Raw genomic sequence first — 17,408 nt, 5'->3', positions numbered from 1 at the left:
GTTTTGTCACGCATGCTCACGTGGGTCTTTCGTAAGAGCTTGTTAGTGCCAGACCATGACGCTGCCTGCGTAGTCCGCCAGATAGACTCGTCCGTTGGAGACCACCGGCTGTGAGAACTTTGAGAAAACAAATTGCTCTGAAGTCCAGAGTGTGCGGATGCGACCACCGGTGAAGCCTGTCAGGTCGTAGGCAACGAGCCGGCCGGTTGTCACAGACCTGTTCGCGTCGCCATCCGGGATTGCGCACCAGGCGATGGCGTTTGCTCCTCGGTTTGAGCTGACCGAACAGAAGCCTCCGGGCATGCCACCGTGCTCCGCGCGGGATTGTGCGGACGCCATCTCATTGCCGCGGGCTACAAATGTCATGGCGCCATTTGCATCGAGGCGCCACGCCTGCAAAGGGCTGTTCTCTGCGAAGGCGAGCACGAACTGTGTGGAATCAGGCGCAAAATGCTGTGCCAGTGGCGAATGGATGTGCCGGGTCTTGGCGCCGGGAAAGCGGTTAAGGCCAGCCAGTTTCGCAGGACAGGAGTCCATGCCGAGATCCCATCCCAACTGGAACATCTTGACCTTCGCGCAGTTCGCCTTAGCGTTGGAAAAGTCCGAGGGCTGCGTATCTGGAAACTGTGCAGTGTTTGCAAGATAGCCGATTCCATCCTTACCTGCGGTGAGGTACAGGTTGAAACGCTCAAACAGAGTTCCGGAGAGATGAGCATCCTGGTCGCCCCATTGTGCGCCGCAATCGGTGTTCATAGGCATTCTGGCGCCCGGCGGCGGGTTGCTGGGTGCAGAGTCGCCTGCCACCTTATTCATCAGCATGGCTCGAGGCTGGGTAAGTTGGGCATTCGCACAGGTTCGTGCGGAGTCTGAGTAAGGGGCCCACGCGTGCAGTACAGCGAGCCTGGCTGGTGTAGTGGCAGTGGGTGGCGTTAGCTGTACCTGCATCATCGCCTCACCGAAGGTAGTGGAACCGTTGAACGGGCCATTGCCCGCACCCAGGTAGATGAGGCCATTCCGATCGATTGAGGGACCACCGCCCGACATCCAGATCCCGGCCCGGGTCGAGATTGCGGCCTTTACCTGATTGTCAAAGGTATCGAAGGCCAGAATCCATCCGGTGGCGTTCTCGCCTGTCTCAGCGAATGAACCCGCAGCGATCACGATAAACTTGACGCCATTGCGTGACCAAAGCGCCAGAGCGGCACGTTGTTTTCGTGGAGCATCCGAATACCGCTGGCCGTTACTGGCGGCATCCAGAACAGTGTTTGCCAGCACGGTGCCGTTGCGTGTGTCGATGACAAACATGCGCTGGTTCATGGACCGGTGAGAGCCAGTACCATCAGCGGAACAAGTCGCGACCTGGTAGAGCTTGTGTGTGTCCGGATCGATCACGCCGGTGCTTAGCATCCCGAAGTGTTCATTTACTCCCCACATATCGTTCTGAGGCACGGACCTTACTGGAGCGCAGAGCACAGGGGTCTGCCAGATACCCGCACCGTCTTCCGGCTTCACGCCGCGGATTACGTTGCCGTTCGAGGCGAGGAGCATGACACCACCGTCGATGAGCGGCTGTGCTTCGCAACCTCGCGCATCGCCGATGCACGGAATACGTGGCTGCATCTGCATGCCCGCGCCCACCTTTGCCACGGTGAGGATCGTTTCGCTGCGCGTTTCTGAGGTGCGGGCCGCATCGTAGGACTTCGTGAGCACCTGTGCGGGAAGGGACGCTGATACGACTAGAACAAGGACTAGTGTCTTCATAAAGTCACCGTAATTCCTGAAAAGTCGAGCGGGTTTCGAAGGGGAATATGCAACTCGCGCTTTGGCAGCGGCCCATCCTGATTGAGCAGGCTGTATGCGACACCGTTATCCGCGCGACTGAAGCTATTGGGTGGAAGCGGGATGCAAGCGCGACCGTCAGGGTACACCCATACGTTAGGGCCACCGCTTCGCGCGTAATTCCTGATCCAGCAGTTACGCCACGGAGTGTCCGTCCATACCCAGCGCGTGTTGAACGGATCGCGTGAGATACCGCACAACACCCCGGCCGCGTTGCCAAGCTCACCACCATTGCCATCACGCGACCAGATCAAAACGTCGGGGCTGATCACGTGGTAAGCCTGATTACCGACAGCGAGACGCTTGCCGATCCAGAGATAGTTATCAATCAAGGGGGCGAGGCCGTACAACTCATAGTCGCCGGCGTAGATACTGCAGGCTAACGCAGCCTGCGTGCAGGCATCCAGATAGAACCATCCTTTGAAGTTGACCACGCCATCGGCACCATCGGTGTCGTGGTTGTCCACGAAGGGAACCGCTGCCGAAGGATTCATGTGGCAATAGCGATCCGTGTAGACGAGTGCGTCCAGACCAGCACCCTGACTTACGGCTCGATACGCGAAATGGCTGCCAAAGTCGAAGACGGGGAGGCCGGATTGCCGGTGATAGGAATCGAGTTGTGCATTACTGCCGGTGTAAGCCTCGGCAACCTTGAATCCTGGAATACTTGCCGCCAGCCTGTGCGTAAGGTTCATGTCCATATCTTTGGCTTCATCAAGACGCAAGCCAAAGCCCGCTGTGACGTGCATAAGCCATGCTGTGCATTGAATCTTCATTTTGCGCAAGTAGTCCGCGGGCTTTGAGTGTTGATAGGGAACCCGTAAGCCATCCGCTGGCGCACGCTCGAAGTTCTGGTCGGGTGCAGCGCGGAAGAGGAAGGATGGCTTGTAGGCGAGCTTTCGGTCGCGCTTTCCCTTGCCGTTACGCTCAACGATCGGAAAGCCGCCATATTGATGCATCGGCAGATCGAACATGAGACGCAGGCCGTGGCGAAGGGCCTCCCGCGCGAGTGACTGCAGATCCTCCGCGGTGCCACCGCGCAAACTTTCCCACTGCCCAATATCCAGATCGCTTATGGGATCGTAGCCGAGGCTCATGTTATCTGACCCGGTATAAGTCGTGCGAAAGGGCGGTGGCAACAGAATCAGATCTCCGCCGAAGTCAGCAAACACGCCCGCAAATGTGCGCAGGCGTTCGTACCAGCCACTCTTGATCTTGGGATAGAGACAGTCGTAAAGGATCACTGGACCACTCCGGAAATGGTTACAGGGAGGAGAGCGTTGGAACAGGGACACGCTGGAAGCGATGGATGTTAACTGTTGATGATGCATAACAGTGACACGCATGCGAGGTACACGTGATCAAGCCTGCGATTTCCTACACGGGAGTTCCGAGCCATCCTAGCGACAGCAACATGATAAGTCCAATATTATTCGCGGAATTTAGGGTGATTTATGAGGACTGCTCTAAAGGTCGTGGCATTCGGCACAAGAATATCTACCACGGCCTGACATTCGGTTACCACGAGGAGGGATGTCGGCTGTCGAGAAGTCCTGATGATGCAGGCGCGGTCGTGAAGATCTAGCCGGAGTTACGCGAATGCAGGATTACGTGCTGCCACGTGAAGTGACATCCCGCTCCCGCGATAAGGAAGGAGAAGGTTGCGCATTAAGACGAGTGGTATCCCGCTCCTTATGTGGACCATGCAGGGCGCATAGCTATGGAGATCGCCAGCGGGATCTAACGTTTTCAGGAGAGGTGGTGTGGGTTGTTCGACCGGCTACGAGAAGTAATTTCGTTGGATTTGAACCCACATGTCCGAGAAACTCACAGAGACACTAAAAGCGACCCCGATTGAAACCCATTCATCCATACCGTAGGAAAACCACTGCCGTAACCGGTCGTTCGAGATAAGATTGCGCTTGCGTTTTCTGGTTGTCAAGCGCATTTTCGCGGTCGATCAATTTATGTTGATGGTGGATGTTATCGGTGGGTTTAATGGACCGCTTGCGATGCTTCCGCCTCCGGTGATGATGTTTTCCGTGACCATCCAAAGCCTCGTCAGCGGCAGTGCCATGCCCTTACTGGGCGTAACGACGAAGCCTGTGCGAAATCCGCTGACGCTGTTACCTCGTGCGATGATGCGCGGTCCCAGCCAGCCATAAACTACCACTCCTGCTTGCGCTGGCAAGTCTGCATTGTTCCTTTTTACCGTGGTCTGATTGTCAACAACCATCAGGTGATTCACATTGCCGACGTAGATCGCGAATGGGCCGCGAAGCCTTGCGGCAGCTACTTCGTCTCCGGGAAGCATCGATACCTCGATGCGATTGTTTTGAATAAGGATGTTGTCGGCAATGTCCGGCGCTCCACGTTGTACTTCCGAGTGACTTAAACCGATATGAACTCCTTCGCGGAAACGCAGGATGGAGTTGTTCACGATGCGGGCCTCGCGAAGTGATGAACCTGCCAGGCAGATCCCGCGCAAGCCGGTCACTGGGAAACTCTGGACCAAGTTCACGAAGCCCGGGAGTGTTTGCCAGAGCTGGGGGTTCTTTGCGAAGTCAATCGCGAGCTGATTGATGTTTTTGGCCGTAGCTGTGGGGGTGGCATCTGCGGGCGCGTTCTTGGCTACATAGGTACTGAATGCGTTGCGGAAGCGAGGATCCGATGTGAAGACGACCGAACTCTCGCCTACTTTCACGGAGGTATCGTGTTTGGTTGGCAGCATGAACGTGTTGATTTTGTTCGCGACGGTCTCCCGTAGGTTGACGGTGCCTGCCTGCTTCTTGGCTTGCGGAGACGTGGGAGCAGGTGCTGGAACCGGCGTCGGCGCGGGAGTTGGTGCAGGGGCCGGTGCGGGTGGAGGTGTTGTCTTCTGAGGTGCGAGCACACGGAGTCCCGAGACAAGAACTCCCGCAAGTTGCTTTATGAGGGCGTTGGATTTGGTGACGGTGTTTACCGTAATGGTTTGTGTGCTGTTGCAGACGATTTCATTGTCTTCAATCTGCGCTCGTAATACGTTCACGCCGAGGATGCCGTGCTTTTGCCAGCCAACATTCAAAGTGCAACCGCGTACTCGCAATGAGGCGGTTGTAGCCGGGTTGCGGCGGCCTTGCGGACGGACAGCGATGCAGGCAGATCCGACACTGCCATCATCGCTCGTCTGTGCGGTGACGCTCTCGACGACTACATCATTGCAGTCGATGAACGTAAGTGCGCCATTGAGTTGGGGTGCATTCGTGGCGGATGCCGTCACCGCCAGATCGCGAACGATGACGCTGGCACACTGATTGAATGTGAGGCAGGCTTCACCCGTGGAGGTGATCTTTGTGCCGTTGCCGGCGCCGGTGAGCTTGAGATGGCCGAGCTTAGTAAGGGCGAGGCCTTGTCCACTGAGAGGAAACGTTCCGGCCTGGAAGCAGATCTCCGCATCCTTGCCCGCAGGGAGTGCAAGCAGTGGATCCCACCAGGGATCTCCGGCTGTTTGCGGCGGGGCCACAACGACCGTGCACGGGCCCTGGTGCGCACAAAGAGCTTCCAGTGCCTGGTCCACATTCGTGACGCCCGCGAGTATGCCGCAGTTGGAGTCGAACGATACATCCTCTGCGCCAATCGCACTGAGAACCGGGAATTGTGGCACGCAGTTACGCGCTCCCGGGGCAAGTGCAAATGCTGATCCGTTCCAGGTGACTGCGGTGAGGATCTGGCGGTACTCCACCTGCCTCGACGGTAGCGGAAGGTGGGTTCCCGATCCGTCGACGGGCCATTCGATGGTGCCTGTGTCCGCATCGATGGCGGTGCGCGCTGGAATGAGCCAGTAGTCTCCAGCGCGATAGTCACCCGCGCTGAAGGTAACTGCAATGCCGTTCTCTAGAGTGATGGATCCGGTGGCGAGCGGAATCCCATTGGCGTCGCCGGTTGTGTGGTCCCAACGACGAAGGCGGGGTGCCCTGTCGAAGTTTACGGGCAGACTTGCGGCTGCCTGCAGTTCGATTTGATTCAGCGATGCAGTGACGTTCTTCACCGTCGAGAGCGGCTGTGGTTTTCCCCACAACTCGATAGCATCATCCAGCAGTTCCACGAATTGCTGATTTCCGAAACCCAGATCAGCATCGCGACCTACACTTGCGACATTCAGCACCGGCCCTGCAGTGGGCCCGGACGCGGCCGATCCGGCGATGACGGCGGTGAGGACGCTCCCATTCTCCCGTGACCATTTGCAGGTCGCCGTCGCAAGGGGACCGCCGTTGTGGATCTCCACGCGGTAGAGCTGATTCTCAAGGCCGCGGAAGTTTGCCTGCGGGGGCAGGACGCAAGGGCTGCTGCCGGTTGCGAGCGCAACCGTACCAGCCGTCATCTTCCCCGGATTGAACGCGGGCTGCCAGAAGGATGCGTTGACGCAGTCTATGGGATTGGGGAGAACGGCAGGTGCAAGACGTACCTGCCAGACCCACTGCGTCCGTACAGCGGTGTCCGCGCCACCAAGAGCCTTTTCCCTGATTGCAGGATCCTGCACGGCGGTAATCAACCGCTCGAACGCGCGCAGGTACACGACATAGCTGGTACTTGCGGTCAGGTCAGGGAACGAGGCCTGGCTGGGATTGTCCACGGGCAGATACGGTTGTGTACCCAGCCCACACTCTGTTCCATTCACGCAAGGGATGCCGTGCAGGTACAGGACGCCTGGGCCGATGGATAGCGTACCGTCGCTTTTGACGCTGATGCTGAAGTTGTTTTTGCCGCGCGCCACATCCCCGACGACACTTGCTGCGGTGGAGTCGATGCGGGTGTTGAGGATGTCGACTTCTTCGTTGAAGTCGGCGTCCACACTGACGCGTCCCTGCTGCTGCAATACCGACCGGTAGTTATTCCCCGGATTGAACGTTTTTCTTGAGAAGTCGCCCTTCATCAGTGTCTCCGTTCTTACAACTCAATCTGCATAGAGCAGGCCTGCTTCTAAACCGATGCGAAGGTATTCCCCAACGCGTATCTCCAAGTTGCCGCTTCGTGCCGGCTGCTGGAGTGAGTGGTACATGCCCATCTCCCCACCATCTTCACCACCCGACGCGATCTCGGCAGCGCAACGCGTGCCAAGCTGCGCGTAAGCCGGATGGGAGGGATCAAGACTGGTGAAAGCGGGTAGCAGGCGTGTGGCGATGGCCGTGATCTGAACCGCAATCGCAGCATTGGTCGCGCCCGCAGCGCGCGCAGTCGCCGTCGCGGTAGCAATGGCGGTGTCGGGCTGGCACTCGTATCGGCGCGGCGTGGTGGAGCCTGCGCCGAGGTAACTGAATCGCACGCACCCACCCTGGGTCCGCGTGCTGGAAAGTGAGCCGGTGATCAGCGAGTTCTGGACGAGACCGATCTCGCGCACGGCGATCATGCCAACCACGGTGGTACTTTCCAGCGACAGAGCGCCTGCGGAGGCGCCGGCATCGGCACTGATCGCAGGCAGGGAATCGCTGCCCGCATTAATGATTGAGTCCGTCACACTGACGTTCAGCAGGGCATCGACGATCAGCGGGCCGGAGAGGGTAGAAGCCAGTGCCAAGGTGCCACCGCCAGTGTTTCCCCAGGTGAGCGCAGGAGGTGGACTGCTGCCGACCGCCAGATCAGGAGCGGCGGGCATTGTGCAGCCTGTTATGGCGACGGAGCCTTGTCCACCATCGATGCGCACGCCGCCGGAGATGAGAAAGCCACTGAGTTTCAAGGCAGAGCCGTCACCCAGAATGATGGTCAGTGTGCCACCGATGACCGGCCGCATGAATGAGGCGGCACGCAACGTCAGCGTCTGGCCGGGGTCGAGCGTGATGGTGAGGTCTCCGGCAAAGGTTGCGCTGCTGGAGACGCGCACATCAGCCTTGCTCGCTGTGAGCGCAGTTGCGAGAGCGCCGGAAAGCGAGTCGCCGCTGGTGACTTCAGTGATTGCGGGCGCGTTCGGACGTACGTAGCCGCCCGCACCAAACGGTCCGGGTGATCCGTAGGCGTAATCAATCAGCACGCTGGACGGGGTCGCATTTGCCAGCATGAATCGGCCGAGTGCCGGATCAACTGAGGCCTGGATACCCGGAACGGCGGAAGGCGTCCAGTCTGACAGGTTACAGATGGCAATGAATTCCGGGTCAATGGGGGTACCGTCCACCACGATGCGGAAGACCGGATGAAGCGCCGTGAAGCCTACGGCCTCTTCCTCGATCACAGCCGGGTCGACTGCCTTCGCCAGCAGGGCACGTCGCTGCTCCAGTTCGGCGTATAACAGGCGGCGCGATGCACGGGAAGGCATGTTCTGCGGCAAGTCGGTGTGAGCCTGGTCCGCAGCAGGCCCGCGGACCGGCTGGAACAATGGGACATCGCGGCCTAACGGATCGAAGCTCATCCGATTGGGATTGACCGGTGAGGGAACGCCGGGTGTGCCGCCAGAGATGCTACCGACTGCAAGCCGGTACAGGGTGATGGCAATATTCGGAATGTTCCACAGACCGCGGCCTGTACTGACCTGGCGAACATCCACGGTGTGCGGCAGGTCGAGAAAAATCTGATTGTCTGCAAGGGCAGGAAGCGGTGACCTCATGGACGCCGTCCATGTGCGACTGGGGCGCAGGTGGCGTACATGCTGGGTTTGGGCGAGTCCCTGGAAGCTTTCCTTTGCAAGCGCGGGCCAGCCGGTCACATCAGCCGCGAGCATCTCCAGCACCGTGAGAGTCCCCTTGCGGCGGCGATAGCTGATGGTGTTTGCGACCTCGGCGCGGGGGCTGCGCACGTTCGCTGTTGAGCCACTGAGCGAGGTATAGCCGATGAGATCGCCGAGATAGGGAACGACCCAATCCGCACACGTCTCGATGAAGAGGTCATCGTAGAGCTGCTCAATGTTCAACTCGACGCCTGAGATCTGCGTAGCGATCGCGCCGATCAATGCATCCAGTGGACCTTTGGGTTGATCGTCGCTCAAGGCGTCGCGCAGCTTGTAGATGGCCGGAATCAGGCTGAGGAGATGCTCCTTGTCGTATCTCATGCGTTCCCCCGTACGCTATTCAGCGCGCCAACCCGCAGAGTCAGGAGTTCCGCGCCTGTCATTGTGGAGCCGAGAGCGGAGGCACCCGCAGCGGCAAGGAAATCTGCCGGTGCAAGCGTAAGGTCCGGTGTCGTGCCACTGCGATACAGCGCATTTACGTCGACAGCAATGACACCGGCAACGGATTGCATCACCGCGATCACTTCGCTCAGGTAGACCGGTTGTCCGAAGGCCCGGACCGTGAAGCTGAAGGCGCTTTGAAGAGCCGCCTTCACGGCTGTGAGCACGGAGTCTGAGACGTAAGCGGGATCCACGATGATCGAAGCATCGACATCGAAAAACACGGGTCGGTAGGCCGTGAGTGCGGACGCGACTCGCTCATCCCCTGCTGACTGAATAGCTGACAGAAGATCCGAGTATGCGGGCGTACCCGGCGGAATGACCGCGCCGTTCGGTCCGGCAATGGTGACCATCGCCACGCGGCGATGCCCGTCCCATACCCAAGCAGCCTGAGCTTTTGCGATGCCTGCAGACGCCCTTGCGAAGTCTTCGTAGTCTGGCAGGGTGACGATCCTGCCAAGCGTCTTGATCGGGTAGGGCATTGAGATGCGCGACTCTTCCAATGTCTCGGGTGCGCCCCCACCGGTGGCGGCCACCGGATTCACGACGCTGCTAAGTCCCAGCGGACGGCTCAATGCCAATGAAAGCTGGCCTGCCTTCAGGTTGCCGCCCTCGCCGATACCGCGGCGATAGTCTGCAGTGATGTTCTCCGCGCCGCTTGGCAGTCGCGCCCCGTTGACGCCATCCCCAAAGCAGACCCATGTGGTGCCCTCAGACGTGGTCTGCAGCATGTACACACGATCCTGCGGCCTGCACGCGAAGAGATTATCCACCCGCGTCCACGCGACACCGTTCACTCGCACGGTGATGGCCGGCAGAATGCCCGCGGGGACCGATGCGCTGACCCATGTGAGTGGACCCTGCTTTAGAGCGAATCTTTGAAAGACCTTGGTCGCATCGCCGGCACCCAGCGTCTCTGCCGGAAGGGATTCGCCGTGCGTCGATGCGGCCACATTCGCCAGGACACGCACACTGGACCACGCAAATCTGTTGGTCAGGGGATTGGACAGCTTTAGCACCGTATAGCCGTCTTCAAGAGTTACTCCGGCAATCGTCCGCTGCTCAAACGCTGTCTGCCCCGGAAGAGGGGTAAGCTCTCCCATGACGACTATGTCCCGGCCGGCTACCAAGCCAAGGTAGGGACCATCTAGTCGCAGCGTGTCGCCGCCTGCGTCGGCATTGCCGCTTGTTGCAGTCATGGACGGTGCAGCCACAGCGAATGTGGCCGCCTCCAAGAACACGCGGGTCGATCGCAGGGAGAAGCTGTCGAGCACATTTTGAGCCGGCGGGTTCTTGAGTGTCACGCGAGTGGTCCTTGCGGCGGGACCGAAGACATCCACAGAGAGATCGATGGCACCGCTGATCTGCGTGACGACTCTCAGAGACGGAGCATCCAGCATGATCCACCTGCCAGGCACGGCGGCGGGATTCGGTACGTCCAGATACAGCTGCCCGGCCCCCGCGTTCTGCTGCGAGAGATGACCGTCCGAAGATGTATGAGTCACGACGCTCTTTACGAGCTTCTTGCTGATGCTCAACTCTGCCAGTGTTTCCAAGGACGACGAGCCTGAGAGGTCGGCGTTGTGACCGAAGAGCGCAGCAGCCGATGACATGACACTGACGGTCACGCCGGAGGTGTCCTTCGCCTGCGCGTTGCGGATTGCTTGCTGTAAGCGCGCGGTATCCCAGCGGCGGTTGCTGATGATGGCTTCAAACTCCGGCTGGTTCCACTTGCGGCCGCGCACTGCAGAGAGGATGTAGCTTTCAGTGAAATCATCTGGCGGGTTAGACACTGGAGGCGGCTGCAACGATCCGAGAGTGGCACCCGGGTTTGTCGCACCGTCGAGAGTCAACGTGGTTTGTCCCGCAACCGTCTGGGTGTCCACCTTCAGCACCTGCTGCACGATGGGCGCCGAAGGATCCTGGTGCAGCAACACAAAGTCCCCCGGCTTAATGTTGCCGACGAAACCCTGCAGCGTGACCGCGCTGAACGCGGTGGCGGCCGCCGAGAACGGAGCCGTGGGACGAAGAGGAATGCTGTTCCACTCCGGCTGGGCTGTCAGCGCTTCTACTGTTTCAAATGTCTGAGGCGACTCTCCGGGGCCGGGAACACTCTGCACCTTTGTGCCGATAGGAATGCTGACGGATGCAGGCACACCTTCCACGGCTCCGGGCGTGGGGTAGGGGCCAGGCGGAAGGCCTGCGATGGCAGGTGCTGGTGGCACCACGGGCGATTCCAGCGTGAACGCCAGATAGGTCGAAGCAGCGCGGCCCGCTGCGAGTTGGTAGCCAAGCAGCTGGCCCATACCCACGAGCGATTGGCGTTCCTTCGATGTACGAAGGTAGTGCTCGTTTGCAAAGCTCTCCTGGTAGAAGCTCAATACGTCGCAGAGCACGGCAGCGGCGTCCATGACGGCGACCGTAAAGTCATCCGTCTCCCGCGTGCGCAGGCCAGAGGTGTTGTTCTCGGCGAGCATCGAAGCGAAGAACTGGCCGTGTATTCCCACGCGATAAGGTATTGTGGAGAGGCCCTGCGGGTTTTCGATGGTGCCGGGTGCTACTACGGCGATGCCGGTGCAGCAGGTGCAGTCGCTCATAGACCTCCTTCCACGATCAGCTTGAAGGTGCCGTGTTCCGGGAAATTCGGGTCGTTGGCGATGCTGAATGCTTCCGTCAGTCCAGGCGTCAGGAAACCATCGATGATGCCTTGTTGGCCTGGCTGGCCTTCGCGCTCGAAGTGAGTTATACGGACGTCGCTGACTCCGGCAATGCTCTGAACCGCCGCGATCAGCGGGCTCATGTAGAAGCGTTCGCCCATCACGATCACATCGGGGTGGAAGAGGCCTGGGGAACCGTCCGGCTGTATACCGCTGTTGAGTTTGGACAGGATGGCGGTGCGCACGTCTTCGCGATATCGGTTGGCCCCTGTACACACATGCATCTCGATGCTGAGCGGGACCAGCATTGCCGGCATCACCTCTACGTCGTGGCCGGCCATGCGTTTTTCCTCGAGTGCCAGCGTCACGCTATCTTTGAGGGCCTCCGTCAGCGCACCACCCAGCGCATCGACGACGACGGTTACGGTGTGCCAACTGCCTGTCCAGCGCATGCGCGCGGATGCACGCTGCACACCGGCGACCGCCATCGCCTCCGCGACATAATCGCTGGATGTAACGGCGCGCTGTTGTGTCCGGTAAGCGTAGGGAATCTTCTGCCGAGCCTGGTCGATAGTCTCCGGCTCTACGCCGCCGGACGCAGGTAACGGGTTCCACACGCGGTCTATCTCGGAGTGAGGCAGCATCACGTGATGAATGGAGTCGCCACCCACGTTTCCGTCGCGGCCATTCCCAAGACGATAGCTCGCGGAGAAGACTGTCTGTTGATCAGGCTTGCGGCCGTGTGTGTCATCTCCGAAGCGCAGTGTCGTACCCAGGCCGGGTTCTGACTCCGCCACGAAGTACGCGCCGTCCGATGCGATATCGCGATCCAGCAGAGAGAGTCTGGGCAGCCATGTCAGACCACCCGGCGTGCTGGTCAGCGTTACTTCTGGCAGCGCCTTGCGCGGGTCGGTTGCGAACAAAGCTGCTGCGGAATCGAGCATGACGCCTGGCAGCGGCACCGGCAATGCGGGTGTGGCGAAAGTTACAGGGCTTGCCGCAAGCTGTGGCAGGTAACGGCCTTGTGCAGGCATTGCGGCCAACGGCTCATGGGCAGCACCATCTACCGGGGGTCCGATGGTGCGTCCGTGATCGGCAAGCACGATGTTGCCAAGCGCCATGCTGACGTCCTGCAAGGGATTGCCTGCGCTATCGCGGCTTGCGATACACAGCGCGAACTGTAGCGCATCTTCCGGATGCCAGGTGATTTCGGTGATGAGCTGACCATCGTACGGGTCACTGCCACTTGCATCCACGCTGAGCAGGCGCACTGCCTGGCGGCGCACGGCATCGGCATCGCCACGATCACCCGTTTTCGGACCGATCATCTCGCAAAGGACAAGTACGTCGCCTGCACGGAGCGAGTCAAAGCGTCCGCGCAGTGTGGCTCGCGTGCCGCCTTTCGGCAGACAGCACTCACTCGCACCCCATGTGTGGAAAGGCAACTCATTGTGCGCCAGGAGCAGGTCATGAACGTCGCGCATCGATTCGAACACACCCGTTCCCGCGTGGACCGCGTCGGTGAATCCGTTCCATGTCGTGGGCAGTGCGGGCTGTAGTCCGGGCTGGTCCGTCAGCAGGCGAGAGCCGGTCGGCACCGCCGCCAGAACGCCACCGGGCACGTCTGCAGTCACATGCAACTGCACCCACACGCGCGCGTTGTGACCGCTGTGCATCTGGTAATCCATCAGGCGTGCGTGTCGTTTGACAGAAGTATTCAGGCGCGCTGTGGAGAGATAGGCCTCTGTTGCGACGGCGTCCTGCCGGTAACTCAGGTAGTCTCCGGTGTACGCCAGCACCTCGAGCAGCATGGCACCCACCTCTGCAGCGTTGCGACCACGCCAACCGGGAACAAGCAGCGACACACGATCGAACAACTGCCGTCGCATCGCACCGTAGTCGCGCGCGAGATAGTCAATCTGAGGCGTATCGTAGACCGTCGGCGGGCAGCTGGACGTTGCGGCACAATCAGCCGTTCCGCACTCTGGATGAAAGACGAAGTCCACCGCGCTTAACTGGGGATCGATGCCGGAAGGAATACCCGGCAACGGAAAGGGATTCCCGATGCGCAACGTGTAGTTGGACCGATCGCCCTCAGTGTTCAGTGTCAGCGTCAGAACGGTCGAGCCCGTGGCCGGGTTGGGTGCGTAGGCTGTCACCTGCAGACCCGTGATGCGTGCGCCGCCCTCGACGAAGAAATTGTCCGTCGCCAGCGGGATCGCAATCGGGTGCAGAAAGTGCACCTCAACCTGGGTGGGTGTGGCTGGCTGCACCTCGACAAAGTCAATGCCATTGAGCGGTGTCGTGCCCGTCAGCCTTCGTACCGCTTCGCGCCGGTCTTCGCTTGCACACAGAAAGGCGGCCATCAGTTGCTCCTCGTAAACGTGGAGGTCTTCTGCTGTTGTGTTTTACGCAGCGTGTAGGAGACGGACACAGAGAGGGTGCTATCGGTCTGAGAGACATCGACGCTTTCCACCTGCAACAGATCGCCCAGCCATTGCTGGATGGAGCCTGCGACCATGAACTGCGTGGCTGCGGAGAGCTGGTCGCCGCCGGGAGCGAAGACCATCTGCAGCAGGCCGCCGCCAAAGTCAGGCCGGTTCACGCGTTCCCCCGCATGCGTAAAGAGCAACTGTTCCAGCATGTCTTCCACATGCTGCTCGTAAGTGCCAGTGCTGGTACGGCCCCGGCCATCGATACGGATTGGAAATCGAACATGCTGCATAGCAGTTCCCCGTGGCGTTCTACGTGCCGATTACCCGCGGTTGTGTGGACACGATGTTGATGGGTCCTTGAGGAGCCTGAGTGGGGCCAAGTCCTAATCCGACCGAGGTCTGCAGTAACGCCGGTTGACCGTTGATCAACACACGCGCCGCAGGCGTCACCCACTGTACACGCAGACATGGTTGCGGCGTGGGCGATGTTGCGAGAAACAGACAACCCGCGATCATGGCCTGATCGGTCACTGTGGCGACCGGCATGCCGCTGACGAGGACGCGCGTGTTCGACGAGATCACGTTGACGACGCCCGTGCCATGCGCGCAAATGGCGATGGCTCCTACATGGAATAGAGGTCCCGGCATTAAGTCACCACCAGCGCGCCCGTGTTCACGGTGACCGATGGTCCGATCAACGTGATGCTCGCGCCCTTTCCGTTCTGTATGTAAATTCCCGTGTCGTTTACGATGATGCTCGCGCCCAGCGTGCTTTTGAGCATGATGCCGCCGGTTGGGCCAGGCACATCGCTCAGCACGATGCCGTTCTGCAGCGTGGTCTGCATGGCCATACAGGAGACTGCAGGTGGTGCGAGTTGCGTCAGCGCAGGCACCTCCGCTGCAGAGCCCCACCAGCCGCCAACCCAGATGGGATAGTCGGGGTTGCCCTGCTCAAATTCCACCCATACGCCGGCACCGATCGCGGGTAACCACAACATGCCGTTTTGAATGCCGCTTGCAGGCACACACGGCATGGCCCACGTTGACGGCACAATGCCGTACACGTCCGGCACCTGCACCATCAGGCGTCCGGTCTTCATCGGGTCCACGTTGTTCACCACCGTGCCCCGGTACTTGCCGTAGTAACGCGTTGTTTCGTCCATGCTCATCGTCTATGGCACCACTCGAGGCGTCAGGCTGATCAGCCCGTTCCGAGCCAAGTTAAAACTCTGTTTGTACTCGCGCTTGCGAGGGTTGAGGTTATGCGTCACGCTCTTTACGAAGTAAAGGCCGTCATACGCAGGTCCACTGCCACGGACACCCACCAGTTGCCGCGCACCAAGTACGCGTCCGTAACGCAGTACATCAAGGGAGCCGCTTGCGGTAATAGCGTCATTGGCCTCCGTGGCTTTGCCGATGCCCTGGATCATGGCCTTCAGAGGATCCAATTTTGCTGCGCCTTCCAGAAACTTCAGGTGCAACGCCGGCGCAGACTTCGCCGCCAGCGGTGGAGCGTAAGGGCTTAGAGAGGGAATCGGAACAGGAATATTCAACTTGGTGAATGGTTCCTGAATGAGGACGGCCAATTGTTCGCGCGTGGAACCGTCGAGGCTGAAGCTCAGAGATTCCACGTTGGTTGCTGCGTCCATGTTGATGTTGAGTGCAGGCTGCGGCACGCCGATGCGAATCTCTGGACCGAAATAAGCCAGATTCACACCCGGCGCGGGGCCTGGACTCAGGTAGAAGACATAGCCGTTCTCCTTGGCAAGTTGATTGATGTAGTCAAGGTCCGTGCCCTTCTGGAAGGCGATGGACTTCATTGGCAAGTTGAGATCGGGAAACAGAGAGGGAATGATCAGCGGAACAAGACCGTAAATTGCGTACTTCGCCAGGATTGCGGCGACTCGCAATTCGACCGACATCGCAGGATAGGGAATGCCTTTCAGATCAATCAGCCCCATCATGACGCTCACATCTTCACCCGTGACCGTGAGTGTGCTCTGTCCCGGCTGGTTTGACGGAGCAAATTCCTGGCGCATGACGATGCCATCCATCAGCACGTTTGGAATTCCGTTGACGATAGCCATAAGGATCACGCGGATGCCGGGATCGAACAGGCCCGCAGGAAGAAGCGTTGTGTTCAACAGGCTGTTTGTCGCCACGTTAAAGAGCAACTGGAAGCCGCTGCGCTGGCCGCTGGCGACGGTGACCTGCGCGCTCTGCAGCGCGTTCGACACCGCCGCCGGCGCGGGCACGGGCACCATGGGGCCAATCAGCAACGTGAAGAAGATCTGCTGCATGCTGTCTACCGTCTCCTCAGTCGTCCGCAGGCCCACCGGGAAGGCCGGCGGGCAGGGTGATGCGCAGGTTTGTTCCAGGTGTTGCGGTCAGGTCCGCAGGATCGAAGGCAAGGTTGGCATCCGCAATCTGCCAGAACATCTCCGGGTCGCCCAGATACTGAGCCGCAATTTGATCGAGTCGTTCGCTCTGTCGCACCGTGTGCTGTTGCAGCGTTGCGAACTGCGATGGGTGCGGGATAAAACGGCGGCGCAGAAAAGCGACGTTCCGTCCGTCGGGCAGCACGGTCTGTGTAGCCTCCACCGCGGAGTAGCGACTGTTGGCTGGCAGCGGGTTCTTCATAGGGTCCTCCTCGTAAAGGAATCAGGGATACGAATCAGGTTGGCGATCATCGGGTCAGCCCCACATCGGCTGCGCTGCCATAGGCAAACTTGCGCGCCAGAGCTTCCATCTGCGACTGATGCGCAAGGTAAAGTTCGGACCCTCGGCTGCCTGGCACAAGGTCGTTCACATTCAGCACGCGCAGGCTCAGGCTGACGCGGGCACGAATTGGATTTAACTGCGGATCGAAGGCATCCTCTGTCACGCTGTACTCTGTAATGCGAACCGGCAGGATACGGTTACGACCCCAGACAAACAGTGTGAGTGGCATCATCACGGGAACGATCTCCAACGTGCCGGCCATGGCGAGAGCCTGGTTGGAACGCAAGGTGGAGACGGAGGGAGTGACGAGCATCTCAAGCGCTGCAAGCTGCGGCAGGAGGCCATTGGGTGCACCGGCTGCTGTTGCCATCTGATCGGTTGCGTCGAGCTCGGCGTCGATCTTGTAGGTTTCGACGGGCGGAGCCTTGAGGCGCAGGGCGTCCACGCGATCGCCTGACTCGGCACCGACGGCCTGCGGCTGGAGGGAGCGGCTGAGGGACTCCGGACTGTACTGCAGCACGATAACCTGCTGCGTCGACCCGGAGTTGGGGTCGGCGAGCACGAGACCAGCGCGTAATGTGCGTGGTGATACGGGTGTGCTCATCGCAATGTTGCCTTTCA

General features: G+C 59.8%; 12 protein-coding genes. All 12 read right to left on the bottom strand.

Annotated elements, in window-relative coordinates; translation table 11 throughout:
- Nucleotides 1-42: 42 nt before the first annotated feature.
- The 12 genes from TERRO_RS12405 to TERRO_RS12350 all read right to left on the bottom strand — a co-directional run bounded on the left by TERRO_RS12405 (nucleotide 43) and on the right by TERRO_RS12350 (nucleotide 17,391).
- Entirely contained in the window at nucleotides 43-1,761 is a 1,719-nt protein-coding gene (locus TERRO_RS12405) for a hypothetical protein (RefSeq protein ID WP_014785997.1), read from the bottom strand.
- Nucleotides 1,758-3,083, bottom strand: a complete 1,326-nt coding sequence (locus TERRO_RS12400) for an alpha-amylase family protein (RefSeq protein WP_014785996.1) — start codon at nucleotides 3,081-3,083, stop codon at nucleotides 1,758-1,760. The genes TERRO_RS12405 and TERRO_RS12400 overlap by 4 nt, the downstream gene beginning before the upstream one ends.
- Nucleotides 3,084-3,799: 716 nt before the next feature.
- Complete coding sequence (locus TERRO_RS12395; protein WP_014785994.1) at nucleotides 3,800-6,751, bottom strand: DUF6519 domain-containing protein; 2,952 nt, start codon at nucleotides 6,749-6,751, stop codon at nucleotides 3,800-3,802.
- A 21-nt stretch (nucleotides 6,752-6,772) separates the two neighbouring features.
- Nucleotides 6,773-8,854 (bottom strand): hypothetical protein, encoded by a 2,082-nt coding sequence (locus TERRO_RS12390; RefSeq protein WP_014786174.1) that lies wholly within the window; start codon nucleotides 8,852-8,854, stop codon nucleotides 6,773-6,775.
- Nucleotides 8,851-11,571, bottom strand: a complete 2,721-nt coding sequence (locus tag TERRO_RS22100) for a putative baseplate assembly protein (RefSeq protein ID WP_014785993.1) — start codon at nucleotides 11,569-11,571, stop codon at nucleotides 8,851-8,853. The genes TERRO_RS12390 and TERRO_RS22100 overlap by 4 nt, the downstream gene beginning before the upstream one ends.
- Entirely contained in the window at nucleotides 11,568-13,997 is a 2,430-nt protein-coding gene (locus TERRO_RS12380; RefSeq protein ID WP_014785992.1) for a baseplate J/gp47 family protein, read from the bottom strand. The genes TERRO_RS22100 and TERRO_RS12380 overlap by 4 nt, the downstream gene beginning before the upstream one ends.
- The gene (locus tag TERRO_RS12375; RefSeq protein ID WP_014785991.1) at nucleotides 13,997-14,356 is read right to left on the bottom strand and encodes a GPW/gp25 family protein; all 360 of its coding nucleotides are present in this window, start codon (nucleotides 14,354-14,356) and stop codon (nucleotides 13,997-13,999) included. The genes TERRO_RS12380 and TERRO_RS12375 overlap by 1 nt, the downstream gene beginning before the upstream one ends.
- 19 nt (nucleotides 14,357-14,375) lie before the next feature.
- On the bottom strand, nucleotides 14,376-14,714 hold the full coding sequence (locus tag TERRO_RS12370; protein ID WP_014785990.1) for a PAAR-like protein: 339 nt from the start codon (nucleotides 14,712-14,714) through the stop codon (nucleotides 14,376-14,378).
- Nucleotides 14,714-15,229, bottom strand: coding sequence for a phage baseplate assembly protein V (locus tag TERRO_RS12365; protein WP_041593245.1), 516 nt, complete (start codon nucleotides 15,227-15,229; stop codon nucleotides 14,714-14,716). The genes TERRO_RS12370 and TERRO_RS12365 overlap by 1 nt, the downstream gene beginning before the upstream one ends.
- Before the next feature lie 9 nt (nucleotides 15,230-15,238).
- A complete protein-coding gene (locus TERRO_RS12360; protein WP_014786173.1) occupies nucleotides 15,239-16,366 on the bottom strand; it encodes a hypothetical protein in 1,128 nt (375 codons plus the stop codon).
- A 16-nt stretch (nucleotides 16,367-16,382) separates the two neighbouring features.
- Nucleotides 16,383-16,706 (bottom strand): LysM peptidoglycan-binding domain-containing protein, encoded by a 324-nt coding sequence (locus TERRO_RS12355; RefSeq protein ID WP_014785988.1) that lies wholly within the window; start codon nucleotides 16,704-16,706, stop codon nucleotides 16,383-16,385.
- Between the two features lie 46 nt (nucleotides 16,707-16,752).
- Nucleotides 16,753-17,391, bottom strand: a complete 639-nt coding sequence (locus TERRO_RS12350; protein WP_014785987.1) for a hypothetical protein — start codon at nucleotides 17,389-17,391, stop codon at nucleotides 16,753-16,755.
- Nucleotides 17,392-17,408: the final 17 nt, after the last annotated feature.

The sequence above is a fragment of the Terriglobus roseus DSM 18391 genome (assembly GCF_000265425.1).
In the GTDB taxonomy this organism is placed as follows: Bacteria; Acidobacteriota; Terriglobia; order Terriglobales; family Acidobacteriaceae; genus Terriglobus; species Terriglobus roseus.
This window is presented reverse-complemented; position numbering and strand designations above follow the sequence as displayed.